This is a genomic window from Streptomyces sp. NPDC090083 (assembly GCF_044747445.1).
In the GTDB taxonomy this organism is placed as follows: domain Bacteria; phylum Actinomycetota; class Actinomycetes; order Streptomycetales; family Streptomycetaceae; genus Streptomyces.
On record NZ_JBIVED010000015.1, the window covers coordinates 74,086 to 100,943 of the forward strand.

Consider the following 26,858-nt stretch of genomic DNA (forward strand, 5'->3'; position numbering starts at 1 on the left):
ACAGCGCGGATGGTTCGAGTACGGTCCCGGACTGGTGCTTCTTCGCCAGACTGCCATTACCTCGGCGGTAACGGTGCCGATCCACCAAGATATGCATATATCTGTCGCTCGAAGCGGTGAACTCTGCGACCCCAGACCGTATTTGGGCGGCTCGGAAGGAGTAAGGAGAAACCCATGCAGTACGGTCCCGCGGTGCGGCGCCGGAAACTGGGCGCCGAACTGCGCGCGTTGCGTGCGGAGGCGGGGCTCACCAGCGGAGAGGCGGCCCGGCTCGTCGGCTGGCACCAGTCGAAGGTGAGCCGGATCGAGACCGGAGCCAGTGGCGTGAAACCGCCTGACGTCAGGTTACTTCTGGACGCCTATCAGGTCGCCGACCCACAGCTTCGGGACATGCTCCTCGTCCTCGCGGGCTCCGAGGAGGGCGGCGGCCGGCACCACTGGTGGCACGCCTACCGGGGTGTACTGCCGCCCGCCTACCGGGACTTCATCAGTCTGGAGTCACAGGCCTGCACGCTCCGCACCCTGGAGACCTCGGTGGTCCCCGGCCTGCTGCAGACGCCGGAGTACGCCCGCGCGGTGACCCGGGCCGCCGTGGGAGGCCCCGACAACGACGGCCCCGAGCGGCTCGACGCGCTGGTGCAGGTGCGGCTGGCCAGGCAGGACGTGCTGCGCGCGGATCCGCCGCTGGAGCTGAGCGTGGTCCTGGACGAGGCGGTGCTGCGCCGGGAGGTGGGCGGTCCCGGAGTGATGGCGCGTCAGCTGGACCGGCTGGTGGAGGCGGCGCGGCTGCCCCAAGTCCGGCTCCAGGTACTGCCGTTCGCCGCGGGGGCGCACATCGGCATCACCGGGCCTTTCGTTATCTTCTCCTTTCCGAGCACTTCTGATCTGGACGTGGTTGTTCTCGACCACTTGACGAGTAGCCTCTACCTCGAACGGAAAGAAGACCTAGAGGCCTACAGCGAGGCCTTCAGCACCCTTCAGTTCCACGCCCTTTCGCCCGAGGATTCGTCGGATTACATCGCCGGGATAGGTGACGGCGCGTAAGGAGGCACCATGTCTGCACTGCCTCGGAACGTACCTTCCAGTTCTGAACTGTCCGGCGTGCGGTGGCTGCGCAGCAGCTACAGCACGGGAGCGAACAACTGCGTCGAGGCGGCCCGTCCGCGCTCAGGCCTCCGCGCGGGGCTGCTCGCCGTACGCGACTCGAAGGACCCGCAAGGACCCGCCCTGCTGTTCTCCCCCGAGAGCTGGACGGGGTTCCTCACCGCGTTCCACTGATCTGTCCGCCCGTCAGCGGCGCACGGCCGTGTCACGCCGACTCATGGTCGCGTCCCGCCGATCACCCGTACAGCGCGTTCGATCTCGGCCCCGGAGAGGTCCGCTCGGGCGGTCAGCCTGAGCCGTGAGATGCCGTCGGGCACGGAAGGAGGACGGAAGCAGCCCACGGCCAGCCCTGCCGTACGGCAGTCGGCCGCCCACCGCACGGCCGCCTCCGGGGACGGCGCACGCACCGAGACCACGGCGGCGTCCGGACGCACCGCTTCCAGGCCCGCCGCGGTCAGCCGCGTGTGCAGATCACCCGCCACGGCGCGCGCCCGGGCAGCCCGCTCGGGCTCGCGCCGCAGCAGCGTCAGCGCCGCGAGCGCCGCACCGGCCGCCGCCGGCGCGAGGCCCGTGTCGAAGATGAACGTCCGCGCCGCGTTGACCAGATGGTCGATCACGCGCGCGGGCCCGAGCACGGCACCGCCCTGGCTGCCCAGCGACTTGGACAGCGTGACCGTCACGACCACGTCCTCGTCGCCCGCGAGCCCCGCCGCGTACGGCGCACCGCGTCCGCCGTCGCCCAGTACCCCGAGCCCGTGCGCGTCGTCGAGCAGCAGCCCCGCGCCGAACTCCCGGCACGCCTCGGCGAGCGCGCCCACCGGCGCCGCGTCCCCGTCCACGGAGAACACCGAGTCGGACACGACGACGGCCTGCCCCTCGTGCGTCCGCAGCGCCTTGCGCACCCCGTCCGGATCGGCGTGGCCGACGACCTGGGTGGTGCCCCGCGCCAGCCGGCAGCCGTCGATGAGGGAGGCATGGTTGCCGGCGTCGGAGACGATCAGCGAGCCGTGCGGGGCGAGCGTGGTGACGGCCGCGAGGTTGGCGGCGTAGCCGGAGGAGAAGACGAGGGCGGCCTCGAAGCCGGTGAACTCGGCCAGGTCGCGTTCCAGTCGGGTGTGCAGCTCGGTCGTGCCGGTGACGAGTCGCGAGCCGGTCGATCCGCCGCCCCAGGTCCGTGCCGCGTCGGCGGCCCCCTCGACGACCTCGGGATGGTGGGCCAGGCCCAGGTAGTCGTTGCTCGCGAGGTCCAGGAGCGGTGAGTCGGCGGGACGGGGCCGCAGGGTCCGGACGAGCCCGGCGCGGCGGCGCCGCTCCGCCTGCTCGTCGATCCAGCCGAACGCCATGGTTCCTCCGGGGCTTTTGTAGGCAGTGCACAGACACTAATCGGACGACCGGCCGCCCTTGGTGTGGTGATACCCACACCGCCAGCTTCATGTCTTGTGCATTCTCTCCTTGGCCGCGGGCGGTCCCGTAGGACAGGATCGGGCCTCATGGACCTGCTGAACACGCTCGTGGACAAGGGGCTTCGGCGCGAGCTGCCGACCCGCGCGGAAGCTCTCGCCGTCCTCTCCACCTCGGACGACGACCTGCTGGATGTCGTGGCCGCGGCCGGAAAGGTGCGCCGGCACTGGTTCGGCCGACGGGTGAAGCTCAACTACCTCGTCAACCTCAAGTCCGGCCTGTGCCCCGAGGACTGCTCGTACTGCTCGCAGCGGCTCGGCTCGAAGGCCGACATCCTGAAGTACACCTGGCTGAAACCCGACGACGCCTCGAAGGCCGCGGCGGCCGGTGTGGCGGGTGGCGCCAAGCGGGTCTGCCTGGTGGCCTCCGGCCGGGGCCCGACGGACCGGGACGTGGACCGGGTCGCGGGCACCATCAAGGCGATCAAGGACCAGAACGAGGGCGTCGAGGTGTGCGCCTGCCTCGGTCTGCTCTCCGACGGCCAGGCCGACCGGCTGCGCGAGGCCGGGGCGGACGCCTACAACCACAACCTCAACACGTCCGAGTCGACGTACGGGGACATCACCACCACGCACACGTACGCCGACCGCGTCGACACCGTGCAGAAGGCGCACGCGGCGGGCCTGTCCGCCTGCTCCGGCCTGATCGCGGGCATGGGCGAGACGGACGAGGACCTGGTCGACGTCGTCTTCTCCCTGCGCGACCTGGACCCCGACTCGGTGCCGGTGAACTTCCTGATCCCGATGGAGGGCACCCCGCTCGAGGCCGACTGGCACCTCACCCCGCAGCGCTGTCTGCGCATCCTCGCGATGGTCCGCTTCGTCTGCCCCGACGTCGAGGTCCGCATCGCGGGCGGCCGTGAGGTCCACCTCCGCACGATGCAGCCCCTCGCCCTGAACCTCGCCAACTCGATCTTCCTCGGTGACTACCTCACCAGCGAGGGCCAGGCCGGCCACGCCGACCTGGAGATGATCGCGGACGCGGGCTTCGAGGTGGAGGGCGCGGGCGAGGTGACCCTGCCGCAGCACCGGTCGACGGTGACGGCGGGCGGCTGCGGGTCGCACGAGGGCGCGGGCTGCGGATCGCACGAGGGCGCGGGCTGCGGCGGTCACGAGGGCGCCGGAGTCTGCGGTTCCGCTCCCGCCGCCGCTACGACCGCCCCCGCGCCGCAGGTCGACGAGGTGCGCCGCGACCTGGTCTCCGTACGCCGTCGAGGCGCCGGAACGGACATCGCGCCCAATGCCTGACCCGATCGGCCCGCTGCCCGTGCCGGAGCTGCTGGAACTGGACCGGCGGCACGTCTGGCATCCCTACGGTCCGATGCCGGGCCGCCAGGAACCGCTCGTCGTGGAGTCGGCGAGCGGGGTGCGGCTCCGGCTGGCGGACGGCGGGGGCGAGTTGGTCGACGGGATGTCGTCCTGGTGGTCGGCGATCCACGGCTACAACCACCCCGTCCTCAACGAGGCCGCGCGCGAGCAGCTCGGCCGGATGAGCCATGTGATGTTCGGCGGGCTCACCCACGAGCCCGCCGTACGTCTGGCGAAGCTCCTTGTCGACATGTCTCCGGACGGCCTGGAGCACGTCTTCCTGGCCGACTCGGGTTCGGTGTCGGTCGAGGTCGCGGTGAAGATGTGCCTGCAGTACTGGCGCTCGCTCGGCCGCCCGGCCAAGCAGCGTCTGCTGACCTGGCGCGGCGGCTACCACGGCGACACCTGGCAGCCGATGTCGGTGTGCGACCCCGAGGGCGGGATGCACGAACTCTGGTCGGGGGTGCTGCCCCGGCAGGTGTTCGCGGACGAGCCGCCGGCCGAGTACGAGGAGTCGTACGCCGACCGTCTGCGCGCGCTGATCGGGCAGCACGCGCACGAGCTGGCCGCCGTGATCGTGGAGCCGGTGGTGCAGGGCGCGGGCGGGATGCGGTTCCACTCCCCCGCGTATCTGCGGGTGCTGCGCGAGGCGTGCGACGCCCATGACGTGCTGCTGGTGTTCGACGAGATCGCGACGGGCTTCGGCCGCACGGGCGCGCTGTTCGCGGCTGAGCACGCGGCGGTGACGCCCGACGTGATGTGCGTCGGCAAGGCGCTGACCGGCGGCTACCTGACGATGGCGGCGACGCTGTGCACGTCACGCGTGGCCGAGGGCATCTCGCGGGGCGAGGTGCCGGTCCTGGCCCACGGACCGACGTTCATGGGCAACCCGCTCGCGGCGGCCGTGGCCTGCGCCTCGCTCGAACTCCTCCTGAACCAGGACTGGTCGACGGAGGTCAAGCGCATCGAGTCGGGTCTGCGCGAGGGTCTGGCACCGGCGCGGGAGATCCCCGGCGTCCAGGACGTGCGCGTCCTCGGCGCCATCGGTGTGGTCCAGCTCGACCACGCCGTCGACATGAGGGCCGCGACGGACGCGGCCGTCCGCGAGGGCGTGTGGCTACGGCCGTTCCGCGACCTCGTCTACACGATGCCGCCCTATGTCACGGGCGACGCCGACCTCGCGCGGATCACCCGCGCGGTGTGCGCGGCGGCACGGGAGGGATGACATGCCGGTACTGGTGATCACGGGCACGGGCACGGAGGTCGGCAAGACGATCACCACGGCCGCGGTCGCGGCGGCGGCGCTCGCCTCCGGCCGCACGGTGGCCGTCCTGAAGGCCGCGCAGACCGGTGTACGGCCGGACGAGCGCGGGGACGCCGACGAGGTCGCGCGGCTCGCGGGCGTCGTGACGGCGACCGAACTCGCCCGGTTCCCCGAGCCGTTGGCCCCGGGCACGGCGGCGCGCCGGGCCGGTCTGACGCCGGTGCGCCCGCACGAGATCGCCGAGGCCGCCCAGAAGCTGGCCACCGAGCACGACCTGGTGCTGGTCGAGGGCGCGGGCGGGCTGCTCGTCCGGTTCGACGCGGAGGGCGGCACGCTGGCGGACGCGGCACGTCTGCTGGGCGCCCCGGTCCTGGTGGTCGCCTCGGCGGGTCTGGGCACCTTGAACACGACGGAACTGACGGCCCGTGAACTCCGGACCCAGGGGCTCGATCTGCTGGGTGTGGTGATCGGCAGCTGGCCCGACACCCCTGACCTGGCGTCGCGTTGCAATGTGGCGGATCTGACGGAGGTCTCGGGGGCACCGCTCCTCGGGGCGCTGCCCGAAGGAGCGGGGTCCTTGGCACCGGCCGACTTCCGTACGGCGGCGCCGAGTTGGCTGGCGCCGCCGCTCGACGGGACCTGGGACGCGGACGGGTTCGCGACCCGGCAGGCACCGCCGTCCTGGGACACCGGCACGGGCCCGGCCGTCTAGGACGCCTCCCCCTCGGCCAGCAGCCGGACCAGTTCGATGCGCGAGCGGATGCCCAACCGGCTGAAGACACCGCGCAGATGGTGGTCGATCGTGCGGGGGCTGAGGGCGAGGCGGACGGCGATCTCGCGGTTGGTGGCGCCGTCGGCGGCCATACGGGCGACCATCAGCTGCTGGGCGGTCAGACGTGTGGTCGGGGCGAGGTCCCCGGGTGCGGGCAGGGCGGTCGCGGCCACCGGAGTGCCCAGGGCGCGGAGTTCGGCGCGGGCCTGGGCGGCGCAGTGCGGGGCGCCGAAGGACTCGAAGGCCTCCAGCGAGGTGTGCAGACGGTCGCGGGCCTCGGCGCGGCGGCGCAGTCGGCGCAGCGCACCGCCCAACAGCAGCTCGGTGCGGGCCCGTTCGAAGTCCCGGGTGCCGCGTGCGTGCAGGTCGAGGGCGATGCGGTAGTGCTCGACGGCCTCGGCGCCGGGTGCGAGCAGGGCCCGGCACCGGGCGCTCAGGGCCAGGTCGTCGGGACTGCGGACGGCCCGCGCCCAGCGGTCGTAGTCGGCGTGCGCGGCACGGGCGATCCTGGTGTCGCCGCTGCGTGCGGCGGCCTCGACGTAGTGCGGGGTCGCCAGGTGCCGTATCGCCCGGTGGCCGTGGCCCGGCCCGAATCCGGCGAGCGCGCGCAGCCGGGCCGCCGCGGCGGCGAACCGGCCGCTGCTCAGGTCGAGATAGGCGAGGGCCCACTGGGCGAGGGCGGCGGGCAGTCCGAGCCCTCGTCCCAGGGCGAACGCGCGGGCGGCGGCGGCGCGTTCGCGGCACACGTCCGCGTCGCCGGTGAGCGCGGCGAACATGGCGAGCGCGGCCTGCAGATGGCAGGCGCCGTTGTCCTGACCGGTGGCGTGGGCCTGCCAGCGGGCGTCCGCCGTCGCCGTCTCGGCGGCGCGGGGACGCCCGGTCCAGAACTCGGCGTAGGCCCGGAACTCCATCGCCTGCGCCACGGCCACGGTCGTGCCCCGGGCCCGTGCCGAGGCCGCGGCGCGTACGGTCGCGGTGGTGGCGCGGGTGTGGTCACCGAGCATCAGGGCGGCGATCCCGGCGTGGATGAGGAGGGTGGGGTCGCCTCCTGGCCCGCACCGCCCGGCGGCGGCCTTGAGCAGATCCCGCGCGTCCTCGTAGCGCCCCTCGAACGCGGCGGCCAGCCCCTCCAGCGTCGCGTGCGGCACGATCCCCACCCGGGCGGCGGCGGCCGCCGCCTCCCCGCACCGTCTCAGGTCCCCGGTGTAGACGGCGGCCTCGGTGGCCCGCGCGAGGAGGTGAACGGCGTGATCCGGTGCGGTGGTCCGGGGTGCGGCGAGCACGCGCGGCGCCGCGGAGGAGCCGGGTGCCGGTCCCGGGCCGGGGCAGGAGTCGTCCGGTTCCCGCCGCTCGACCGCGGTCACCAGGGCGTCGAACGCCTCCGCCGCGTTGCCGGCCCGCAGGGCGAACACCCCGTTCAACGCCTCGCTGTCGGTCGCGGCGGCGAGTCTTCGGGACCGGTCGCCCTCTCCTGACTGCCAGGCGTCACCGGCGGCGCGGTCGAGGAGGCGGGACTGTTCGCGGGGGTCGGGGGACAGCGCGGCGGCGCGTTCCACCAGGGCGCAGGCGAGGGCGTGTTCACCGGCGTCGCGGGCCCGCTGCGCGGCGGTGCGCAGTTCCGCCGTGAGCCGGGCGCTGGGGCCGAGCGCGCCCGCGCCCCGGTGCCAGGAGCGCCTCGGCGTCTCCCCTGCGGCGCGCAGTACCCGGGCCAGCAGGTGGTGGACGTCCCGGCGGTCCGCCGGTGACCCGGTCTCGTAGGCGGCGATCCTGGTCCACGCGTCGCGGAAGACGACACCGCCCGCGGTCGCGTGCGCGATGCCGGCCGTCTCCGCGGCCTCCAGGGGCCGGGTGTCGAGGCGGGCCGCCGCGACGGCCCGCAGGAAGGCGTGGGTGGCGACCGGGTACTGGTCCGCCGCGGCGAGCAGCAGGAGCAGCCGGGTGTCGTCGGGCAGGGCGCGGATCTCCCGGCGGTGCCTGCCGAGCAACTCCGGTGCCAGGGCGGTCGGTTCGGTCGGAAGGGGGTCGGCTCCCGTGGCCTGGCGTGGGGTCAGGCGCGGGAGGAGTTCGGCGGCGGCGCGCGGGTCGCCGTGGGTGGCGCGCAGGATCCGGATGCGGACCCCTTCGGGGAGCGCGCGCTGAAGGGTTCGCCCGGCGTCGGTGCGCGACGGTGGCGAAGTGCGGTCCAGAGGTGGGGGGTTCACTGGTGTCACCACACAACTGACGTTACTGGCGAGTTAATTCACCCGTAAAGACCGGCGATATCACCGATGCGGCGCGCGTAGAACGGCGCTGACACTCCTGACAACCCCACCCGTATCAGGAGGCATCATGCAGCGCCGCAAGCGTCGCATCGCCACGGCCCTGTCGGCCGTGACGACCTCGCTCCTTCTGTCGCTCTCCCTGGCCTCGACGCCCGCTCACGCGGCGAGCCACGACCCGATCGTGTTCGTGCACGGTCTGAGCAGCGACTCCAGCAGCTGGAACGACTGGATCGCGGACTTCGAGGCGGACGGCTATTCGTCCTCCCAGCTGTACGCGATCTCCTACGACTGGACGAAGTCGAACGTCACGACCGCGTCGACGCTGTCGGCCTACATCCAGTCCGTCCTCGCCAAGACCGGCGCCTCGAAGGTCGACCTGGTGGTCCACTCCATGGGTGCGCTCAACAGCCGCTACTACCTCAAGAACCTGGGCGGGACCGCGTACGTCGACGACTTCGTGTCGGTCGCCGGGGTGAACCACGGGACGAGCATCGCCTCGCTCTGCGGCTGGCTGTACACGTCCTGCAAGGAGATGCAGACGGGGAGTTCGTTCCTCACGGCGCTCAACTCCGGTGACGAGACGCCCGGCAGCGTGTCGTACGCGGCCTACTGGTCGGACTGCGACGAGGCGATCAACCCGGACACCTCGGCCGAGCTGAGCGGCGCGACCAATGTGGACGTCGGGTGCATCTCGCACACCGACATGAACAACGACCACGGCGTCTACGAGCAGGTCCGGGACTTCATCTCCTGATCCGGAGGGGACGGGGTCCGGATCCAGCGATCCCGGCCCCGTCCCCTTCCCTCCCCGGCGGCAGCGGGGGTGGTCAAGGACGGCAGGGGGGACAATCACGGTAGGGACCGGTTTCGGCCCGGTCCGGTCCGGGAGGTCGCCATGCCGCTACGGTCCGCAGGCTCCGGCACGGTGCCGCGCGACGCCGTCCACCACCCGCTGTTCGCCCGTTACTACGCCCGTTTCAGCGTGAGCGCCGAGTCGCGGCTCGGCCTGGCCGGGATGCGGGACCGGCTGCTCGCCGGGCTCTCCGGGCGGGTGATCGAGATCGGCGCCGGGAACGGCCTGAACTTCGCGCACTATCCGGGCGCCGTCTCGGAGGTCGTCGCGATCGAGCCCGAACGCACTCTGCGCAGGCTCGCCGTGCAGTCCGCGCTCCGCTCCGAGGTGCCCGTCGACGTCGTGCCGGGCGCGGCGGAGAAGCTCCCCGTCAAGAGCGAGGCCTACGACGCGGTCGTGCTGTCGCTGGTGCTGTGCAGCGTGCGTGATGTGCCGCGCGCCCTGGCGGAGGTACGGCGGGTGCTGCGGCCCGGTGGCGTGGTGCGGTTCTTCGAGCACGGCCGGGGCGGCGGACCGGCGATGGAGTTCACCCAGCGCGCTCTGGACCGCACGCTGTGGCCGCGGCTGAACGGCGGCTGCCGTCTGGCCCGCGACCCGGTCGCCGCGCTGCGCGACGCCGGGTTCGAACTCGGCCCGTACCGAAGGGTGTTGATCCCGGAGAAGGGGCCGACGCTGCCGACCTCGTACTGCGTGCTGGGTACCGCGTGGCGGCCCGGGGCGGCCGACTGATCACAGGCTCCACTGGCGCAGTTCGCGCGCGATCTCGTCGACCGACGCCTCACCGCTCTTGACCAACCGGGCCAGTTCACGGACCTGTTCGGGCGAGGTGACGACCTTCAGGCCGCTGGCGACGAGGTAGGCGTACGCGACGGCGGACGCGAAGAGGGCGTTGGAGCGCTCCAACGCCGGTACATGGATGAGGAGTTGGAGGAGGGCGGCGGCGCGTGCGTGCGGGCTGTCGTAGACCGGGACGTCGAATATCTCGGCCTGGTGGCGCGCCACGGCGGCGACGAGCGCGCCCCAGTCGGTGACCTCGGGGTCACCCGGTGTCTTCTGTTCGGCGAGCATCAGCAGCCAGGCGAGGTCGATCCTGAGATTGCTCAACGGATCAGCGGCGACCTTCGCGGGGACGCTCCCCGTCGGCGCCGAACTCCTCGGCGAGGACGGACTCGTACTGCTTCATGAAGTCGGCCGCGGCCTCCACGAAGGTGTGGCCGACCTCGCCGGTGTCCTGTCGGACCAGTTCCTCTATGTACCGGTTGACGCTCATGCCGCGCGCCAGGGCACGTTCACGCGCCGCGCGGGCGGTGCCCTCGTCCACGCGTACGTTCAGCTGGGTCTTCGCCATACCTAGACGCTAGCGCCGAATCGCTAGCACCGGCAAGGGCTCGGCCCCCGCGGGGACGGCGGGTGGAGAGTGCCCCTTACACCGGTGTCCGGGGCCCGACCTGGGACGGAGGCCGCCTCGGCCGCACGGGGGATATCGGCTGTGCGGCGCGTCACACTAGGCTCGGCCGGGACCAGGGAGTCGGGCACGTCCACACACGAGGAGGCGGCCTTGTCCACACCTGCTGCGGAGCACGCCCCGGGTCGGGCCTCGGATGGTCCGAACGCGGCCCGCGCCCACGGTCTGACCAAGGCGTACGGCTCGGGCGAGACGGCCGTGCTCGCCCTGGACTCCGTGGACGTGGAGATCACGCGCGGTCGTTTCACCGCCGTCATGGGTCCGTCGGGGTCGGGGAAGTCCACGCTGATGCACTGCCTGGCGGGGCTCGACACCGTCTCGGCCGGACAGGTGTGGCTCGGCGACACGGAGATCACGGGGCTGAAGGACCGTGAGCTGACCCGGTTGCGCCGGGACCGGATCGGGTTCATGTTCCAGTCGTTCAACCTCATCCCGACCCTGAACGCGGCCGAGAACATCACGCTGCCGATGGACATCGCCGGCACGAAGCCGGACCAGAAGTGGGTGGACCAGGTCATCGACACCCTCGGGCTGCGGGACCGGCTGAAGCACCGGCCGGCCCAGCTGTCCGGCGGCCAGCAGCAGCGCGTGGCCTGCGCGCGGGCGCTCGCCTCCCGCCCCGAGCTGATCTTCGCAGACGAGCCCACCGGCAACCTCGACTCACGGGCCGGCCTCGAAGTGCTCGGCTTCCTGCGCGACGCGGTGGACGAGCTCGGCCAGACCGTGGTCATGGTCACCCACGACCCGGGCGCCGCCGCCCACTCCGACCTGGTGCTCTTCCTCGGCGACGGGCGGATCGTGGACGAGATGGAGCGGCCCACGGCGGAGGGGGTGCTGGAGCGGATGAAGCGGTTCGATCTGGCGAGAGGCCAGTCCGACGGACCCGACCCCGGGCCTGATCGCGGCCACGCTGCCAGACCCGGCCCCGGACCCGGACCCGATCCTTCGGAGGGCGCGGGCGACGTGACCCTCGGCAAGGACTGAGCCCGTGCTGAAGGCGACCCTCCGGAGTTTCCTCGCGCACAAGGGGCGGCTGCTGCTCTCGGCGCTCGCGGTCGTGCTGTCGGTGGCGTTCGTGGCCGGCAGCCTGATCTTCTCCGACACGGTGACCCGTACCTTCGACCGGCTCTTCGCCTCCACGTCCGCCGATGTGACCGTCGAGCCGAAGCAGGACCTCACGTCCTCGGTGCCCACCGGCGCGACCGAGACCGTGCCCGCCTCGCTCGCGGCGCGAGTGGCGAAGGTGCCCGGGGTCGCGGCCACCCACGCCGACGTGTCCGTCCAGAACATCGTGGTCGTCGACAGCCGGAACAAGTCCGTCGGCCCGACCACCGGCGCGCCCACCATCGCCACCGACTGGTACCTCACCGACCGCAGCCCCGTGAGACTGACCTCGGGGCACGCACCGCAGGGCGCGGGCGAGGCCCTCCTCGACGCGGACACCGCCGACCACAAGCACGTGCGGATCGGCGACACCCTGACGGTCCAGGCACAGCCGGGCACCTTCCGCGTCGAGGTCGTCGGCATCGCCACCTTCACCACCACCAACCCTGGCGCGGCCCTCGTCTTCCTCGACCCCGCCACCGCCAAGTCCCGCCTGCTCGGCGCGTCCGACCGCGCCACGAGCATCTCGGTGGACGCGGCGAAGGGGGTCGACGACGCCGTGCTCAAGCAGCGGGTGACGGCGGCGATCGACGCCTCCGGTGCGTACGACGTCAAGACGGCGAGCGAGCAGGCGAAGTCCGCCGCCGCCGATCTGGGCGGTTTCCTCGACGTCATCAAGTACGTGATGCTGGGCTTCGCCGGGATCGCCGTCCTCGTCGGGATCTTCCTGATCGTCAACACGTTCTCGATGCTGATCGCCCAACGCACCCGCGAACTCGGCCTGTTGCGGGCCCTAGGCGCCGACCGCAGACAGGTGCGGCGGTCGGTGCTCACGGAGGCGCTGCTGCTCGGCCTGATCGGTTCGACTCTGGGTCTCGCGGCGGGAATCGGGCTCGCGGCCGGGCTGATCAAGCTGATGACCGCGTTCGGGATGAACCTCAAGACCACGGAGATGGTGGTCGGTTGGCCGACTCCCGTCGCCGCCTACGTCGTCGGCGTCGGCGTCACCTTCGTCGCCGCCTACCTCCCGGCCCGGCGGGCGGCCGGTGTCTCGCCGATGGCGGCGCTCGCCGACGCCGAAGTGGCAGGCGTGGGGCGGCCGTTGAAGGTGCGGGCGATCGTGGGTTCGGTCGTGGGGGTGCTCGGTGCGGCCGCGCTCGCCGGCTGCGCCGCCGCGACGAGCACGGCCTCGTCCGCCTCCCTCCTGGGTCTCGGCATCGTCCTCACCCTGATCGCGACCGTGATCGCGGGCCCGCTCCTGGTCCGCCCGATGATCCGCGTGCTGGGCGGCGCGTTCCCCGCGCTGTTCGGCTCGGTCGGCCGGATGAGCCAGCGCAACGCCCTGCGCAACCCGCGCCGTACCGGTGCCACCGCGGCGGCCCTGATGGTGGGACTCGCCCTGGTCGGCGGGATGTCGGTGGCGAGCGCGTCCATGTCCAAGTCCTTCGACCAGCAGATCGACAAGACCCTCGGCGCCGACTTCGTGATCCAGAACGGCAACTTCCTTCCGTTCTCCAAGGAGGTCACGGACCATGTGCGCGCCACCGAGGGCGTCGGTCTCGTCGTACGGGCCCGCTTCGCGCCGCTCGCGGTCCGGCTGCCGGACGGCAGCCGGGTGGAGACGACGGCGGCCGGCTACGACACCCCGCTCGACGAGGTCGCCCACATCAAGTACGCCCAGGGCGGCACGAGTTCGGCACTCGCCGCCGGACACCTCGCCATGGAGGCCGACTTCGCGAGGAAGCACGGCGTACGGATCGGCAGCGTGCTCCCCGTCGAATTCCCGGGCGGCCGTACGACGAAGCTGACGGTGGGCGCCCTCAGCGATCAGGGTTCCTCGGGCGGTTTCGGGACGCAGGGCGGACTGTTCTTCGGGATCGCGACGGTCGAGAAGTACGTCCCGAACGGCCAGGACTCCTCGCTGTACGTGAACGCCGCGTCCGGGACCGGCGCCGACCGGCTCCGGGCGTCCCTGGAGCGGACGCTGAAGCCGTATCCGCAGGTCCAGGTCCGTGACCAGGCCGACTACAAGAAGCTGGTCCACGACCAGATCGCCGTGCTCCTGTACCTGGTGTACGCGCTGCTCGGGCTCGCCATCGTCATCGCCGTGCTCGGGGTGGTCAACACCCTTGCCCTGTCGGTCGTCGAGCGCACCCGCGAGATCGGCCTGCTCCGCGCGATCGGACTCGGCCGCCGCCAACTGCGGCGCATGATCCGGCTGGAGTCGGTGGTCATCGCGGTGTTCGGGGCCGTCCTCGGCCTCGGGCTGGGCCTGGTGTGGGGCGTGTGCGCGCAGCAGGTCCTGGCGCTCCAGGGCATGAAAGCGCTCGCGGTGCCGTGGACGACGATCGTCGCGGTGGTGATCGGCTCGGCGGTGGTGGGCATCGTGGCGGCCCTGCTTCCGGCGCTGCGGGCGTCGCGCATGAACGTGCTGGCAGCCATCGCGCACGAATGAGGCCGGGCCAGCGTGTCGGCCGTCCGCGGCGCACGGCGGACCCGCGGCGAAACCCGCTCGCCCCGCGCGGCGGCCCTCTGCTTGGCTCGTCCCATGAGTGATCTGCATATCCGCGGTGCCGCCCTCTCCGACGTCGACGCCGTGCTGGCGTTCTGGGCCGAGGCCGCCGAGGGCACGAGCATCAGCGACGACCGCGACGGCGTGGCCCGGCTCATCACCCGGGACCCGGACGCGCTGCTCCTCGCGGAGCGGGACGGGCGGCTCGTCGGGTCGGTGATCGCGGGTTTCGACGGCTGGCGCTGCCACCTGTACCGGCTGGCCGTGCACCCGGAGCAGCGGCGGCAGGGCATCGGCTCCGCGCTGCTCGCGGCGGCGGAGGAACGGTTCGTGGCGCTGGGCGGGCGGCGCGGGGACGCGATGGTGCTGGAGCGCAACGAGACCGGCCGGCATGCGTGGCGCGCGGCGGGGTACGCCCCCGAGGAGCAGTGGCGGCGCTGGGTGAAGCACCTCACCACCTGAACGCTTTGCCCGTCCTTTACCATGGGCGGACACTCCGAACCTCTGATCCTCCTCGAAAGGTGTGAGCGTCCGCCCATGGGCGAGCCTCCCAGTCCCAGCACGCGACATCGCGCGAACCTCCCTGCCCTGTCCGATCATGGGACGGAGGTGAACCGATGACCGAAGTGCTTCTGCTGCTGGTGGCGATCCTGCTGTCGCTCGCCTGCGGTGCCTTCGTGGCGGCCGAGTTCTCGCTGACCACCGTCGAACGCAGCGAGCTGGAGCGTGCGGTCGAGCGCGGCGAACGGGGTGCCTCCGGCGCCCTGAAGGCCGTACGGAATCTGACGTTCCAGCTGTCCGGGGCGCAGCTCGGCATCACCGTCACCAACCTGGTCGTCGGCATGCTCTCCGAGCCGTCGATCGCCGCGCTGATCGCGGGCCCGCTCGAATCGCTGGGCATCTCGCACTCCGCGTCGAGGTCCGTCGCGCTGGTGCTGGGCACGGCGCTGTCGACGGTGTTCCTGATGGTCGTCGGCGAGCTGGTGCCGAAGAACTGGGCGATCTCCTCGCCGCTGAGCGTGGCGAAGCGGGTGGGGAACACGCAGCGCTGGTTCAGTGCCGCGTTCCGCCCGTTCATCAGCCATCTGAACAACACGGCCAACCACGTGGTGCGCGCCTTCGGGCTGGAGCCCGCCGAGGAGCTGGCCTCCGCGCGCGGGCCGCAGGAGCTGGCGGCACTGGCCCGGCACTCCGCCAAGGAGGGCGCCCTGGAGCCGGACACGGCCGAGCTGTTCGTCCGGACCCTGAACCTCGCCGACCTCACCGCGGAGAACGTGATGACCCCGCGCGTCCAGGTCGTCGCCCTCGACGCCCATGCGACCTGCGAGGACGTGGCCAACGCGACCCGGGCGACCGGGCTGTCCCGGTTCCCGGTCTTCCGCGACAGCCTCGACGAGGTCGTCGGCACCGTGCACATCAAGGACGTCCTGGCGGTACCGGCCGACCGGCGGACCCGCGTCCCCCTCTCCGAGGTGATGCGCGAACCCCTGCTCGTCCCCGAGTCCCTCACCGTCGACCGCCTCCTGGACCGGCTGTCCGGCAAGCGCACGATGGCCGTCGTCATCGACGAGTACGGCGGTACGGCCGGGGTCGCGACCCTGGAGGACATCGTCGAGGAGGTCGTCGGCGAGGTGCGGGACGAGCACGACCCGCACGAGACGCCCGACCTGGCCCCGGCCGGGACGGACGACGAGGGCCGCGCCCTGTACTCGGCGGACGGCGGCGCCCGGATGGACCAACTGGCGCGCGTGGGCCTGCGGGCGCCCGAGGGACCGTACGAGACGCTGGCCGGCCTTGTCGCCAGCGAACTGGGACGGATTCCTGAGGTCGGGGACGGGGTCGAGGTCGCCGGGTGGCGGATCGACGTGGTGGACGCGTCGGGGCGCAGGGCGGCGCGGCTGCTGCTGCACATGCCGGTGGGAGACACCGGTTCCGACGCCGGTGCCGACACCCGTTACGACTCCGACTCCGGCTCCGGTTCCGGTCATGGTTCCGGTTCCGACTCCGCGAAGGGGGAGCTGTGACCGCCGTACAACTGCTGATCGGGTTGGCGACGCTGGTCGTCAACGCCTTCTTCGTGGCCGCCGAGTTCGCGTTGATCTCGGTGCGCCGCAGCCAGATCGAGCCGCACGCGGAGCAGGGCGACCGGCGGGCCAGGAGTGTGCTGTGGGGGTTGCAGCACGTGTCGGCGCTGATGGCGGCGGCCCAGCTCGGCATCACGCTGTGCACCCTGGTGCTCGGCATCGTCGCGGAACCGGCCATCGCGCATCTGCTGGAACCGGTGTTCCACGCGGTGGGCGTGCCCGAGAACGCCGGACACGCGGTGTCCTTCGTGATCGCCCTCACCGCGGCGACCTATCTGCACATGCTGCTCGGCGAGATGGTGCCGAAGAACATCGCGCTGGCCGAGCCGGTCCGCAGCGCGCTGCTCCTCGGACCGCCGCTGGTGACGTTGTCCCGTGCGCTGCGTCCGGTGATCTTCACGGTCAACGCGTTCGCCAACGCCCTGCTCAAGCTGCTCCGGGTCGAGGTCAAGGACGAGGTCACGGCCTCCTTCTCCGACGCCGAACTCGCCCGCATCGTCCGGGACTCCGGCGAGGCCGGCCTCATCGACGAGCGGGCCCTGGAGCGCCTGAACGACGCCCTGGAACTGGGCCGACGCCCCGTGCGGGACGTCGTCCTCCCCCTGGAACGGGTCGACTACGTGGTCGCGGGCATCACCCCGGCGGAGCTGGAGGTCCTCTCCGCCGAGTCCGGCTTCTCCCGCTTCCCCGTGGTGGACGCCGAACGCCGGATCATCGGCTACCTCCACGTCAAGGACGCGCTGGACGCGTCCCCACGCGACGAGCCGTTCAAGGTCGCGGACATGCGCTCCATCGCGAACGTGACGGAGACGACACCGCTGGACGACGTCCTCACCGCGATGCGCAGCAGCCGGACGCATCTCGCGGCCGTGCTCGACGGGGAGGGGCGGTTGACAGGGCTGGTGACCATGGAGGACGTGTTGCGCGAACTGTTCGGGCAGCGGGCGTAGACGTAGGCCCGGGCGGGCCTCTTTCCGGCTGCCGCGGCCCGGGCGGAATCCATTCCCACCGGAGCCCGGTGGAGGCCGGTCGAGGCCCACCGACCGGCGGGTATGGACGCGGGATATCATCTTCGTCGCCATGCAGACGAATCCCACGTACACCAGCCTTGTCGCGCTCGGCGACTCCTTCACCGAGGGCATGTCGGACCTGCTCCCGGACGGTACCTACCGGGGCTGGGCCGACCTCCTCGCCGGACGGATGGCGGCCCGGACGCCCGGCTTCCGCTACGCCAACCTCGCCGTGCGCGGCAAGCTGATCGCGCAGATCGTCGACGAGCAGGTCTCCCTCGCCGCCGCCATGCAGCCCGATGTGATCACCCTGGTCGGCGGCCTGAACGACACCCTGCGTCCCAAGGTCGACATGGGCCGGGTGCGCGGCCTGCTGGAGGAGGCCGTCGAACGCCTCACCCCGGCCTGCAAGCAGCTGGTGCTGATGCGCAGCCCCGGCCGCGAGGGCCCGGTCCAGCAGCGCTTCCGGCCGCGCATGGAGGAACTCTTCGCCTGCGTCGACACCCTCGCCGACCGGCACGGCGCCCTGGTCGTGGACCTGTACGGCGCTCCTTCGCTCTCCGACCAGCGCATGTGGGACGTCGACCGCCTGCACCTCACGGCCGAGGGCCACCGCCGGGTCGCCGAAGCGGTGTGGCAGACCCTCGGCTACGAGGCGCAGGACACGGAGTGGCGCACCCGGATGGCGCCGACCGCGCCCCCGAACTGGACCGCCCGCCGCGTGGCCGACGCCCGCTTCACCCGCCAGTACCTCCTCCCCTGGATCGGCCGCCGCCTCACGGGCCGCTCCTCGGGCGACGGCCTCGCCCCCAAGCACCCCGACCTGCTGCCCTACGAGGGCCCGGTGGCGTAACTCCCCATGTCCACGCGGGTGATCAACATCCGGGGCCGCATCCACGACTTCGGCCCCCGCCTGGAACGCGCCCCCGCCGAGATCCTCTACGTCGGCCGCCGCTGGACCCTCGGCGGCTGGGACCTCCCCCGGCACCCGCTCCACAACCCCTTCGCCTACGACACCCCCACCCGCCGCCGCGACGGCACGCGCGCGGAGGTGATGGCGAAGTACCGGGCGTATCTGCTGGAGCGGCCCGAACTGCTGGGCCTGGTACCGGAGTTGCGGGGGCGGGTGCTGGCTTGCTGGTGTGCGCCGTTGGCCTGTCACGCGGGGGTGTTGGCCGAACTCGCCGAGGGTGACGGTGGGACGTAGCGGGCTTGAGGTGCGCCCCCTTGGACGGAGACGTCCGTGATCTCCGCGGACACCTCGGTGCCCGCGGAAGCCGTGCTGATCACGGACAGCGTGTAGTTGAGACTCGTCCGCTCCGACAGTTCGGCCGTCTCGATGACCGGGCCGGACTCGTCGCCGTGGATCTCGTAGGTGATGTCGTACACGGCGTCCGGATCGACATCCGCGGTGTCACCCAGGAACGTCAGGTCCGGCTCGACCGTCACGTTGCAGCCCGCCGATCCGAAGCAGTGCCGTGCGGTGGTCTTCAGCCCGATCGTGAAACTGTCGGCGTCCACTTCGCTGTACGTCGGCTCCGGGTCCGGCTGATCGGCCGGGGCGTTGTCCTCGTCGTGCGCGGTCGGCCCGGCGGTGGCGACGGCCGTATCGGTGGCGGCCGGTTTGCCGTCGCCCGTCCTGGACTGCACGACCACGGTTCCGGTGACCACGATCGCGGCGATGACGGCGACGGCCGAGCCGATGACGACGAGGTTGGTGCGCGGCTTCCTCGCGGGTGGTGGCGGGATGCTCGGCGGCATGGGCGGGATCGAAGGGATCTCGGGGAGGGGCGAGCGGGGTGGGATCGGTGGCGGGTCGGTGTCGGTCATGGTCCCCCTGACGTGGTCGTTCCGTTGCTGTTCGGGCGCGAGCCGTTCCTGTTCGGGCGCATATGCTTCCGCGCCTGCTGAACCGGCTGTGGCTACGGCTACGACCAGCCCCCGGTGAAGTTCTCGCTCAGCTGTGCGTCGCAGATGTTGTAGCCGCCGGACGCGTGGGCCTTCTTCGTCTTCCCGTCCACGGTGACCGAGCAGTTGATGTCCCCGGAGCCCTGGAGCTGCGCGTTCACGTTGTAGTACATGGCGTCCTTGTCGAGGGTCAGCGTCGCCTCGAACCTGCCGTCCTTGAACGTGCCCTTGCGCGTGTCCGAGTCGGAGCCGTACCCGATGTCGAGACCGCCGAGGGCGCCGGCGGGAGCGGTGCCCCACACCTTGAAGACGACCTTGCCGCCGGTGTCGTCCTTCGTCGTGTCGTTCTTCCCCGTGCCCGCGCCGGCCTTGTCGGAGCTCTTGCCCGCGGGCGCCGCGCTCTTCGGGTTCCCGCTGCCGCTGGAGTCGTTCTTGCCGCCGCCGATCGCCGCGACGGCGATCACGATGACGACGAACAGACCGATGATGCCGAGACAGCCGAGGCCGACGGCCTTTCCTACGGAGCGCTTCTTCGGGGGCTCCTGCTGGAACGGGGGCTGGCCGTAGGGCGGTTGCCCATTGCCCCAGCCGGGCTGCTGTGGCGGGTAGGGCGGCTGGTTGCTCATGTGTCCCCCTGGGGTCTTCGCTGGCAAATGCGAGTTGTGTGACTTGTAAACACAGCGTGCGGTTGCCGGCTACTGGGGGTATTCACCCCATCGTGCTATAGGCGGATGTTTGGGTCCCATCGCCCGCCGCGTCCCGTCCGGGAGGTCCGTGACCTGGGATCCCGTGACCGAACGGACGGTCCGGACCCCACGGAGCCTCCGGGTAAACTCCGTACACGTGACTTCCGCTCCCGCCAAGCCCCGCATCCCGAACGTCCTCGCCGGACGTTACGCATCCACCGAGCTCGCCACGCTCTGGTCGCCCGAGCAGAAGGTGAAGCTGGAGCGGCAGCTCTGGCTCGCCGTGCTGCGGGCTCAGAAGGACCTCGGGATCGAGGTGCCGGACGAGGCGATCGCGGACTACGAGCGAGTGCTCGACCAGGTCGACCTGGCCTCGATCGCCGAGCGCGAGAAGGTCACCCGGCACGACGTGAAGGCGCGGATCGAGGAGTTCAACGACCTCGCCGGGCACGAGCAGGTCCACAAGGGCATGACCTCCCGGGACCTGACGGAGAACGTCGAGCAGCTGCAGATCCGGCTCTCGCTGGAGCTGATGCGCGACCGTACGGTGGCCGTCCTGGCGCGGCTGGGCAAGCTGGCCGGCGAGTACGCCGAGCTGGTCATGGCCGGCCGCTCGCACAACGTGGCCGCGCAGGCCACCACCCTCGGCAAGCGCTTCGCGACCGCCGCCGACGAGCTGCTCGTGGCCCACGGCCGGGTCGAGGAACTGCTCGGCCGCTACCCGCTGCGCGGCATCAAGGGCCCGGTGGGCACGGCGCAGGACATGCTGGACCTGCTCGGCGGCGACGCGGCGAAGCTCGCGGAGCTGGAGCAGCGGATCGCCTCCCACCTGGGCTTCTCGCAGGCGTTCACCTCCGTCGGCCAGGTGTACCCGCGCTCGCTGGACTACGAGGTCGTGACCGCGCTGGTGCAGGTCGCGGCGGCGCCCTCGTCGACGGCGAAGACGATCCGGCTGATGGCCGGGCACGAGCTGGTCACCGAGGGCTTCAAGCCGGGCCAGGTCGGTTCCTCTGCGATGCCGCACAAGATGAACACCCGCTCCTGCGAGCGCGTCAACGGCCTCATGGTGATCCTGCGCGGCTATGCGTCGATGACCGGCGAGCTGGCGGGCGACCAGTGGAACGAGGGTGACGTCTCGTGCTCGGTGGTGCGCCGGGTGGCCCTCCCCGACGCGTTCTTCGCGCTGGACGGGCTGCTGGAGACGTTCCTGACCGTGCTCGACGAGTTCGGCGCGTTCCCGGCGGTCGTGGCACGTGAGCTGGACCGCTATCTGCCGTTCCTCGCGACGACCAAGGTGCTGATGGCCTCGGTCCGCGCGGGTGTCGGCCGTGAGGTCGCCCACGAGGCCATCAAGGAGAACGCCGTCGCCTCCGCGCTGGCCATGCGCGAGCAGGGCGCCGAGCGCAACGAGCTGCTGGACAAGCTCGCCGCCGACGAGCGCATCCCGCTCGACCGCGCCCAGCTGGACGCGCTGATGGCCGACAAGCTGTCCTTCACGGGCGCCGCGGCCGACCAGGTCGCCGTCGTCGTCGGCCGCGTCGAGGAGCTCGTGAAGCAGCACCCGGAGGCCGCGGGGTACACCCCGGGGGCGATCCTCTGACCCGCTTCACCCAGGCCGAGCTGGAGGCCGCCCGCGACCGTCTCGTACCGGACGTCGTCGCGGACGGCCTCGCCGTGCTCTTCTGCGGTATCAACCCCGGTCTGATGACGGCGGCCACGGGCCACCACTTCGCCCGCCCGGGAAACCGCTTCTGGCCGGTGCTGCACCTCTCCGGTTTCACCCCGAGGCTCATGAAGCCCGCGGAGCAGGGGGAGTTGCTGTCGTACGGGCTCGGCATCACGAACGTGGTGGCACGGGCGACGGCCCGGGCCGACGAGCTGAGCGCGGAGGAGTACCGCGAGGGCGGCGAACTCCTCACGTCGAAGCTGACGGGGTGGAAGCCGCGGTGGCTGGCGGTGTTGGGTGTCACTGCGTACCGGGCCGCGTTCGACGACAAGAAGGCCCAGGTCGGGCCGCAGGAGCGGACGTTCGGGGACACGCGGGTCTGGGTGCTGCCCAACCCGAGCGGTCTGAACGCGCATTGGACGGCGGCGACGATGGCCGAGGAGTTCGGACGGCTGAGGACGGCGGCGCGCGACTAGGGCGTCACGGTCCATCCGCCGTACCGGTCCATCCGCCTTACTGGTCCGTCGTCGTGGGTCCGTCGTCGTGGGTCCGCCTCACACTGGTTCGCCTCACGGTGGGTCCGTCTCCGTGATGACGGCCAGGAGTTGGAACGGCAGCTCCTTGTCCCACTGGGACACACCGAGCGCTATCCATCGGCCCGTCTCCGGCTGCTTCCACAGCCGTACGTCCGGCACGTGCGCGCTGAGCGAGGCCCAGGGCTCCGGTATGTCCTCGCCGCCGCTCAGCGACCGCTCCAGCACACCGCCCAGGCTCAAGGTGCCGGGCGCTCCCCAGCGCTCGGTCAGCCGCTCGCCGAGTGCGTCCCGGTCCAGCTCGTACCGCGCTTCGGTCTCCGCCCGCTCCGTCCTGCCGCCCTCCCAGAAGTCGCCGCTCGTCGCCAGTTCGGCCATGTGGCAGCCGGGTCCGCCCGTGCCCACGTCCGTCCTGCCGTGCTCCGCGGGGAAGTCCCGGGCGCACAGCAGGTCGATCGTCGCCAGCCACCGCGTGATGTTCATGCCTCCAGTGAAGCGGCTCCCACTGACAACGCGGGGTTCGTGGCGGCGGGGTGGCGTGGCGGTCCGGACGGGTCGGGGGGCGCCCGGCACTCGCCGGGGTCCGCCGCGCCGAGTACGATCCGCCCAACACGCGCACGAGCTGGGAGGACAGACCTTGGCGGGGCTGACCGGCGGGGACCCCTCGCTGCTGCGGAGGATCAACTCCGCGGTGGTGCTGCACGCGTTGCGTGCCACGGACTGCGCCACGCTGACGGAGATCACCCGGGTGACGGGCCTGTCCCGGCCGACCGTCGAGGGTGTCGTCGAGGGACTGATCGAGGCCGGGCTGGTCGTCGAGAAAGCGGCCGACGAGAGCGTTGTACGGCGGCAGGGACGGCCCGCGCGGCGCTACAGGTTCCGCGCTGAGGCCGGGCACCTGCTGGGCCTGGAGATCGGCGCACATCGCGTCGCCGTACTCCTCGCCGACCTGGACGGCCGGGTGCTCGGTGCGATCGCCAAGGACGTCGACGAGACGGCCTCGGCGGACGAACGCCTGGAGCGGCTGCGCACCGCGGTCGCCGAGCTGCTGCGCCGCGCCGGGGTGGCACGCGGCTCGCTGCGCGCGGTGGGCGTCGCCACACCAGGCATCGTCGAGGCGGACGGCACCGTACGCCTGGGCACCGCTCTCCCCCAGTGGACCGGGCTGCACCTGGGCGAGCGGCTGAGCCGTTCCTTCAAGTGCCCGGTGCTGGTGGAGAACGACGCCAACGCGGCGGCGGTCGCCGAGCACTGGAAGGGTGCGGCGACCGAGTCGGACGACATGGTGATGGTGCTGGCCGGGTTGAGCCCTGGCGCCGGGTCGCTGATCGGGGGGCGGTTGCACCGGGGGTATCGCGGGGCGGCCGGGGAGATCGGGGCGCTGCATCTGCTGGGGCGGGACGTGACTCCGGAGACGCTGCTCTCCACCACGGACGAGCCGCTGCATCCGCTGGACGAGCAGGCGGTCGCGAAGGTGTTCGCGCTGGCCCGCGACGGTGACCAGCGCGCGCGTGCCGCCGTCGACCGGTTCATCCAGCGCCTTGTGCACGACGTTGCCGCGCTGGTGCTGGCGCTCGATCCGGAGCTGGTCGTCGTGGGCGGGTGGGCGGCCGGCCTGGACGGTGTACTGGAGCCGCTGCGGCGGGAGTTGGCGCGGTACTGCCTGCGGCCGCCGAAGGTCGCCCTGTCGTTGCTCGGCGAGGCCGCCGCGGCCACCGGGGCGCTGCGGTTGGCCCTTGACCATGTCGAGGAGCAACTGTTCGCGGTCGAGGGCACGGTGACGCGGCGCTAGCTCGGCGGTGGGGTCGGCTGTCGAGTGCCGGTCCGTCGGGGCTGGGCGCGGTCCCTGTACGTCGGGTGCCGCGCCGTCGGGGCTGGGCGCGCGGTTCCTCGCGCCCCTTTGGTGCGGCTTCCCTGGCCGGGGAAACGCGTCGCGCCCCGGAACGTGTCCGGGGCGCGACGGTTCAGCCGTGACCGGTCAGGAGGCCTGGCGTTCCGGGCCGTGGTGTATTTCCACGCCTCCGGAGTCGGCGAAGGTCAGGCGGCAGGTGTCCGCGCGGTAGGTCGCGACGGAGACCGCCGCCGTGCGGCCCTCGGCGAAGAAGCGGGTGGTGACGACGAGGACCGGGGCGCCGGGGAGGCGGTCCAGTTCCTTGGCGTCGTCCGCGCGGGCCGAGCCGAGTTCCACGGCGCGGTCCTGGCCCTCCAGTGCGAGGCGCTGCAGCTCGCGCAGTACGGCACGCGCGCGTGCCGTCGCCGAGGGAGTGTCTATGGCGGAGAGGTCCGGCACCGACGACTCCGGGATGTAGAGCAGCTCGGCGGCGACCGGCTGCCCGTGGCTCACCCGGGAGCGCCGTACGGTGTGCACCAGTTCCTCGGAACCGGTCTCCAGGGCCTCCGCGACGGCCGCGGGCGGCGCGGCGAGCGCACAGTCGACGGACTGCCAGGCGTCCTCCCCGGCGCCCGGCCAGGCGTGCTGCTCGGTGCCGACGGCGACACCCACGCGCGGGGGCGCGACGGTCGTACCGACTCCGCGACGGCGCTGCAGCCGGCCTTCCAGTTCGAGTTGTTCCAGAGCCTGCCGGAGCGTCGCCCGGGCGACGCCGAAGCGGGCCGCCAGGTCGCGCTCGTTGGGCAGGATCTCGCCCACGGAGAACTCGGAGTCCAGTGCCTCGCTCAGCACTGTCTTGAGATGCCAGTACTTCGGCTCCGGCACTGATTCCAACTGCGTGGTCCCCACCCTGTCCTCCGCAATCGCCGTGATCCGGCGGCGTTTTAGCGCCCTTGTTTATTAAAGGTTGTTTCACTTATCAGCGACCATAGGACGCCCCCCACCCTTGGTCAAGACCAATCCTCCATGTCATATGCAACCCACAGAGCCCGTGCCGCGGAGCGTTCACAGGGCGTTCGTACAGGGGGTTCTTCGTGACGGCACGGCAAAGCCCCCGTCGCGAAACGGGGGCTCTGTCCGGGGGTGCGGCTAAGCGGAAGCCAGTGACCGAAGCTTGTCCGGGTTGCGGAGGACGTAGACGGAACTGATGCGTCCGGCGGATACGTCCACCTGGAAGACACTGTCGGGGGCGCCACCCGAAAGGACCAGTACCGCGGGCCCTCCGTTGAGTTCGAGGAAGCGGAACGACATGTCCGGGACGCTCTTGCCGCCGACGGCGACCAGGAAGCGGCCCACGTGGTCGGCGCTCTCCAGGACGCGCAGCGGTGCCTGGGTCCTGCCGCCGCTGTCGCCGACCAGGCGGACGTCCGGGGCGAGCAGATCCATGAGGCCCGCGAGGTCGCCTCCGGCCGCCGCGGCGAGGAAGCGCTCGGTCAGGTCGCGCCGCCGGGCGGGGTCGACGTCGTAGCGCGGGCGTCGTTCGTCGACGTGTCTGCGGGCCCGGCCGGCGAGTTGGCGCACCGCGGGTTCACCCCGGTCGAGCATGGCGGCGATGTCGGCGTACGGGTATCCGAACGCCTCCCTGAGGACGAACACGGCGCGTTCCAGGGGTGACAGCGACTCCAGGACGACGAGGACGGCGAGGGAGACGGAGTCGGCGAGGACGGCGCGTTCCTCGGTGTCCGGGACGGTGTCCCCGAAGTCGGTGGCATAGGGCTCGGGCAGCCAGGGGCCTACGTAGGCCTCGCCGCGCGCCTTGACCTGGCGGAGCCGGTCGATGGCGAGGCGGGTGGTGACGCGCACCAGGTAGGCGGGTGGTTCGCGGACCTCGGCCCGGTCGGCGGCGGACCAGCGCAGCCAGGCCTCCTGGACGACGTCCTCGGCGTCGGCGACCCGGCCGAGCATGCGGTAGGCCACTCCCATGAGGACGGGGCGGTGTTCTTCGAAGACTGCGGTTCCGGCGTCGGCGGTCACCTCGCCATCCCACGCGACGCGTCGGCCGGTGTCCAGGGCCGGTTCCGGAACCCCGGGCGCACCGAGTTCTCGACGACTGGGGCTACCGGCCAGTAGCAGTTGCTGACAAGCTGTCTACACAGCCTGCACGGCGTCCGTCGGCGCGTCCCAGACGAGGAGCACCCCCATGTCCGCCACCGTCTCCTTCCCGGTCCCCACTCCGCAGGGCCCGAAGACCGTGACCGTGTCCTACGCGCGCGTGGGCCGCGGCGAACCGCTGCTCCTGCTGCACGGCATAGGTCATCACCGGCAGGCCTGGGACCCGGTGGTGGACGTCCTGGCGACCGAGCGCGACGTGATCGCCGTGGACCTGCCCGGGTTCGGCGCCTCGCCCGCGCTCCCGGAGGGGCTGTCGTACGACCTCCCGACCACGGCCGCCGTGTTCGGGGCCTTCTGCGAGGCGCTGGACCTCGACCGTCCGCACGTGGCGGGCAACTCGCTCGGCGGACTGATGGCCCTGGAGCTGGGCCGCGAGAAGCTCGTACGGTCCGTCACGGCCTTCTCCCCCGCCGGGTTCTGGTCGCAGGCCGAGCGCCGCTACGCCTTCGGTGTGCTGCTCGCCATGCGGCGGATCGCCCGCCGGATGCCGCTCCCGCTGGTCGAGAAACTGGCCCGCACGGCGGCCGGCCGCACCGCGCTCACCAGCACCATCTACGCCCGCCCGGGCCGCCGTTCACCCGAGGCCGTGGTCGCCGAGACGCTCGCGCTGGTCAACGCGCCCGGGTTCGACGACACCCTGCGGGCCGGTACGAGTGTCCGGTTCACCGACGACCTCCCCGGCCTCCCGGTGACCGTGGCCTGGGGCACGCAGGACCGGCTGCTGCTGCGCCGGCAGGGCGTCCGCGCCAAGCAGTTGATGCCCCGCTCCCGGCTGGTGCGACTGCCCGGCTGCGGGCACTGCCCGATGAACGACGACCCGGCCCTGGTCGCGCGCGTCATCCTCGACGGCAGCCGCTGACCCTCG

27 protein-coding genes are annotated in these 26,858 nt (G+C 71.9%); 18 read left to right on the forward strand and 9 right to left on the reverse strand.

All coding sequences use genetic code 11. The features are described from left to right. The first annotated feature begins 174 nt into the window (after positions 1-174). Positions 175-1,044: a helix-turn-helix transcriptional regulator gene (locus ACIPTO_RS37645; protein WP_366321872.1), complete on the forward strand. Its 870-nt coding sequence runs from the start codon at positions 175-177 to the stop codon at positions 1,042-1,044. Positions 1,045-1,053: 9 nt separating this feature from the next. After that, positions 1,054-1,278, forward strand: a complete 225-nt coding sequence (locus ACIPTO_RS37650; protein WP_366321874.1) for a DUF397 domain-containing protein — start codon at positions 1,054-1,056, stop codon at positions 1,276-1,278. Positions 1,279-1,319: 41 nt separating this feature from the next. On the opposite strand, the gene ACIPTO_RS37655 is transcribed toward ACIPTO_RS37650, so the two are convergent. Continuing rightward, positions 1,320-2,447, reverse strand: coding sequence for an 8-amino-7-oxononanoate synthase (locus ACIPTO_RS37655; protein ID WP_401199582.1), 1,128 nt, complete (start codon positions 2,445-2,447; stop codon positions 1,320-1,322). Positions 2,448-2,594: 147 nt separating this feature from the next. On the opposite strand from ACIPTO_RS37655, the gene bioB reads away from it, so the two are divergent. The 3 genes from bioB to bioD are packed head-to-tail and all read left to right on the forward strand — an operon-like array spanning position 2,595 to position 5,848. Continuing rightward, positions 2,595-3,812: a biotin synthase BioB gene (bioB, locus tag ACIPTO_RS37660; protein WP_366321878.1), complete on the forward strand. Its 1,218-nt coding sequence runs from the start codon at positions 2,595-2,597 to the stop codon at positions 3,810-3,812. Next, the gene (locus tag ACIPTO_RS37665) at positions 3,805-5,097 is read left to right on the forward strand and encodes an adenosylmethionine--8-amino-7-oxononanoate transaminase (RefSeq protein WP_401199584.1); all 1,293 of its coding nucleotides are present in this window, start codon (positions 3,805-3,807) and stop codon (positions 5,095-5,097) included. Before bioB ends, ACIPTO_RS37665 begins: the two co-directional genes overlap by 8 nt. A gap of 1 nt (position 5,098) precedes the next feature. Next, complete coding sequence (bioD, locus tag ACIPTO_RS37670; protein ID WP_401199586.1) at positions 5,099-5,848, forward strand: dethiobiotin synthase; 750 nt, start codon at positions 5,099-5,101, stop codon at positions 5,846-5,848. Here bioD and ACIPTO_RS37675 read toward each other — a convergent pair. Further along, entirely contained in the window at positions 5,845-8,118 is a 2,274-nt protein-coding gene (locus tag ACIPTO_RS37675; RefSeq protein WP_401199779.1) for a LuxR C-terminal-related transcriptional regulator, read from the reverse strand. The two genes, bioD and ACIPTO_RS37675, sit on opposite strands and share 4 nt — an antisense overlap. A 118-nt stretch (positions 8,119-8,236) precedes the next feature. Between ACIPTO_RS37675 and ACIPTO_RS37680 the strand changes: the two genes are divergently transcribed. Both ACIPTO_RS37680 and ACIPTO_RS37685 read left to right on the forward strand, forming a co-directional pair. After that, positions 8,237-8,923 carry an esterase/lipase family protein gene (locus ACIPTO_RS37680; protein ID WP_401199588.1) on the forward strand — a complete coding sequence of 229 codons (687 nt, stop codon included), beginning with the start codon at positions 8,237-8,239 and terminating at the stop codon, positions 8,921-8,923. A gap of 141 nt (positions 8,924-9,064) precedes the next feature. Continuing rightward, entirely contained in the window at positions 9,065-9,751 is a 687-nt protein-coding gene (locus tag ACIPTO_RS37685; RefSeq protein ID WP_401199590.1) for a class I SAM-dependent methyltransferase, read from the forward strand. Here the strand turns inward: ACIPTO_RS37685 and ACIPTO_RS37690 are convergent, their stop codons facing one another. Next, positions 9,752-10,126 (reverse strand): fic family toxin-antitoxin system, toxin component, encoded by a 375-nt coding sequence (locus ACIPTO_RS37690; protein WP_266766695.1) that lies wholly within the window; start codon positions 10,124-10,126, stop codon positions 9,752-9,754. Between the two features lie 4 nt (positions 10,127-10,130). Next, positions 10,131-10,370: a toxin-antitoxin system HicB family antitoxin gene (locus tag ACIPTO_RS37695; protein WP_366321887.1), complete on the reverse strand. Its 240-nt coding sequence runs from the start codon at positions 10,368-10,370 to the stop codon at positions 10,131-10,133. A 210-nt stretch (positions 10,371-10,580) separates the two neighbouring features. Here ACIPTO_RS37695 and ACIPTO_RS37700 point away from each other — a divergent pair, with 210 nt between their 5' ends. The 7 genes from ACIPTO_RS37700 to ACIPTO_RS37730 all read left to right on the forward strand — a co-directional run bounded on the left by ACIPTO_RS37700 (position 10,581) and on the right by ACIPTO_RS37730 (position 18,404). Then, the gene (locus tag ACIPTO_RS37700; protein WP_401199592.1) at positions 10,581-11,471 is read left to right on the forward strand and encodes an ABC transporter ATP-binding protein; all 891 of its coding nucleotides are present in this window, start codon (positions 10,581-10,583) and stop codon (positions 11,469-11,471) included. Positions 11,472-11,475: 4 nt separating this feature from the next. Then, positions 11,476-14,046 (forward strand): ABC transporter permease, encoded by a 2,571-nt coding sequence (locus ACIPTO_RS37705; RefSeq protein WP_401199594.1) that lies wholly within the window; start codon positions 11,476-11,478, stop codon positions 14,044-14,046. 93 nt (positions 14,047-14,139) lie between these two features. Beyond that, entirely contained in the window at positions 14,140-14,565 is a 426-nt protein-coding gene (locus tag ACIPTO_RS37710) for a GNAT family N-acetyltransferase (protein ID WP_401199596.1), read from the forward strand. A 155-nt stretch (positions 14,566-14,720) separates the two neighbouring features. Continuing rightward, positions 14,721-16,127, forward strand: a complete 1,407-nt coding sequence (locus ACIPTO_RS37715; protein ID WP_401199598.1) for a hemolysin family protein — start codon at positions 14,721-14,723, stop codon at positions 16,125-16,127. Then, positions 16,124-17,137 carry a hemolysin family protein gene (locus ACIPTO_RS37720; protein ID WP_401199600.1) on the forward strand — a complete coding sequence of 338 codons (1,014 nt, stop codon included), beginning with the start codon at positions 16,124-16,126 and terminating at the stop codon, positions 17,135-17,137. Before ACIPTO_RS37715 ends, ACIPTO_RS37720 begins: the two co-directional genes overlap by 4 nt. 130 nt (positions 17,138-17,267) lie before the next feature. Then, positions 17,268-18,050, forward strand: coding sequence for an SGNH/GDSL hydrolase family protein (locus ACIPTO_RS37725; RefSeq protein WP_401199602.1), 783 nt, complete (start codon positions 17,268-17,270; stop codon positions 18,048-18,050). Between the two features lie 6 nt (positions 18,051-18,056). Further along, positions 18,057-18,404 (forward strand): DUF4326 domain-containing protein, encoded by a 348-nt coding sequence (locus tag ACIPTO_RS37730; protein WP_401199604.1) that lies wholly within the window; start codon positions 18,057-18,059, stop codon positions 18,402-18,404. Here the strand turns inward: ACIPTO_RS37730 and ACIPTO_RS37735 are convergent. Continuing rightward, positions 18,356-19,027 carry a hypothetical protein gene (locus tag ACIPTO_RS37735; protein WP_401199606.1) on the reverse strand — a complete coding sequence of 224 codons (672 nt, stop codon included), beginning with the start codon at positions 19,025-19,027 and terminating at the stop codon, positions 18,356-18,358. The genes ACIPTO_RS37730 and ACIPTO_RS37735 overlap by 49 nt on opposite strands. Positions 19,028-19,125: 98 nt before the next feature. Then, positions 19,126-19,731, reverse strand: a complete 606-nt coding sequence (locus ACIPTO_RS37740) for a hypothetical protein (RefSeq protein WP_401199608.1) — start codon at positions 19,729-19,731, stop codon at positions 19,126-19,128. A 217-nt stretch (positions 19,732-19,948) separates the two neighbouring features. Here ACIPTO_RS37740 and purB point away from each other — a divergent pair, with 217 nt between their 5' ends. Both purB and mug read left to right on the forward strand, forming a co-directional pair. Continuing rightward, complete coding sequence (purB, locus tag ACIPTO_RS37745; RefSeq protein WP_366321907.1) at positions 19,949-21,391, forward strand: adenylosuccinate lyase; 1,443 nt, start codon at positions 19,949-19,951, stop codon at positions 21,389-21,391. Beyond that, complete coding sequence (gene mug, locus ACIPTO_RS37750) at positions 21,388-21,933, forward strand: G/U mismatch-specific DNA glycosylase (RefSeq protein ID WP_401199781.1); 546 nt, start codon at positions 21,388-21,390, stop codon at positions 21,931-21,933. Before purB ends, mug begins: the two co-directional genes overlap by 4 nt. A 93-nt stretch (positions 21,934-22,026) precedes the next feature. On the opposite strand, the gene ACIPTO_RS37755 is transcribed toward mug, so the two are convergent. After that, entirely contained in the window at positions 22,027-22,473 is a 447-nt protein-coding gene (locus ACIPTO_RS37755; protein ID WP_401199610.1) for a hypothetical protein, read from the reverse strand. A gap of 154 nt (positions 22,474-22,627) precedes the next feature. Between ACIPTO_RS37755 and ACIPTO_RS37760 the strand changes: the two genes are divergently transcribed. After that, positions 22,628-23,782 carry an ROK family transcriptional regulator gene (locus tag ACIPTO_RS37760; protein WP_366321911.1) on the forward strand — a complete coding sequence of 385 codons (1,155 nt, stop codon included), beginning with the start codon at positions 22,628-22,630 and terminating at the stop codon, positions 23,780-23,782. A gap of 186 nt (positions 23,783-23,968) precedes the next feature. On the opposite strand, the gene ACIPTO_RS37765 is transcribed toward ACIPTO_RS37760, so the two are convergent. Together ACIPTO_RS37765 and ACIPTO_RS37770 are read right to left on the reverse strand one after the other, a co-directional pair. Beyond that, on the reverse strand, positions 23,969-24,730 hold the full coding sequence (locus ACIPTO_RS37765; protein ID WP_366321913.1) for a GntR family transcriptional regulator: 762 nt from the start codon (positions 24,728-24,730) through the stop codon (positions 23,969-23,971). 240 nt (positions 24,731-24,970) lie between these two features. Further along, entirely contained in the window at positions 24,971-25,855 is an 885-nt protein-coding gene (locus tag ACIPTO_RS37770; protein WP_401199613.1) for an RNA polymerase sigma-70 factor, read from the reverse strand. Positions 25,856-26,021: 166 nt separating this feature from the next. Between ACIPTO_RS37770 and ACIPTO_RS37775 the strand changes: the two genes are divergently transcribed. Beyond that, positions 26,022-26,852 carry an alpha/beta fold hydrolase gene (locus tag ACIPTO_RS37775; protein ID WP_366321917.1) on the forward strand — a complete coding sequence of 277 codons (831 nt, stop codon included), beginning with the start codon at positions 26,022-26,024 and terminating at the stop codon, positions 26,850-26,852. The last annotated feature ends 6 nt before the right edge of the window (positions 26,853-26,858 follow it).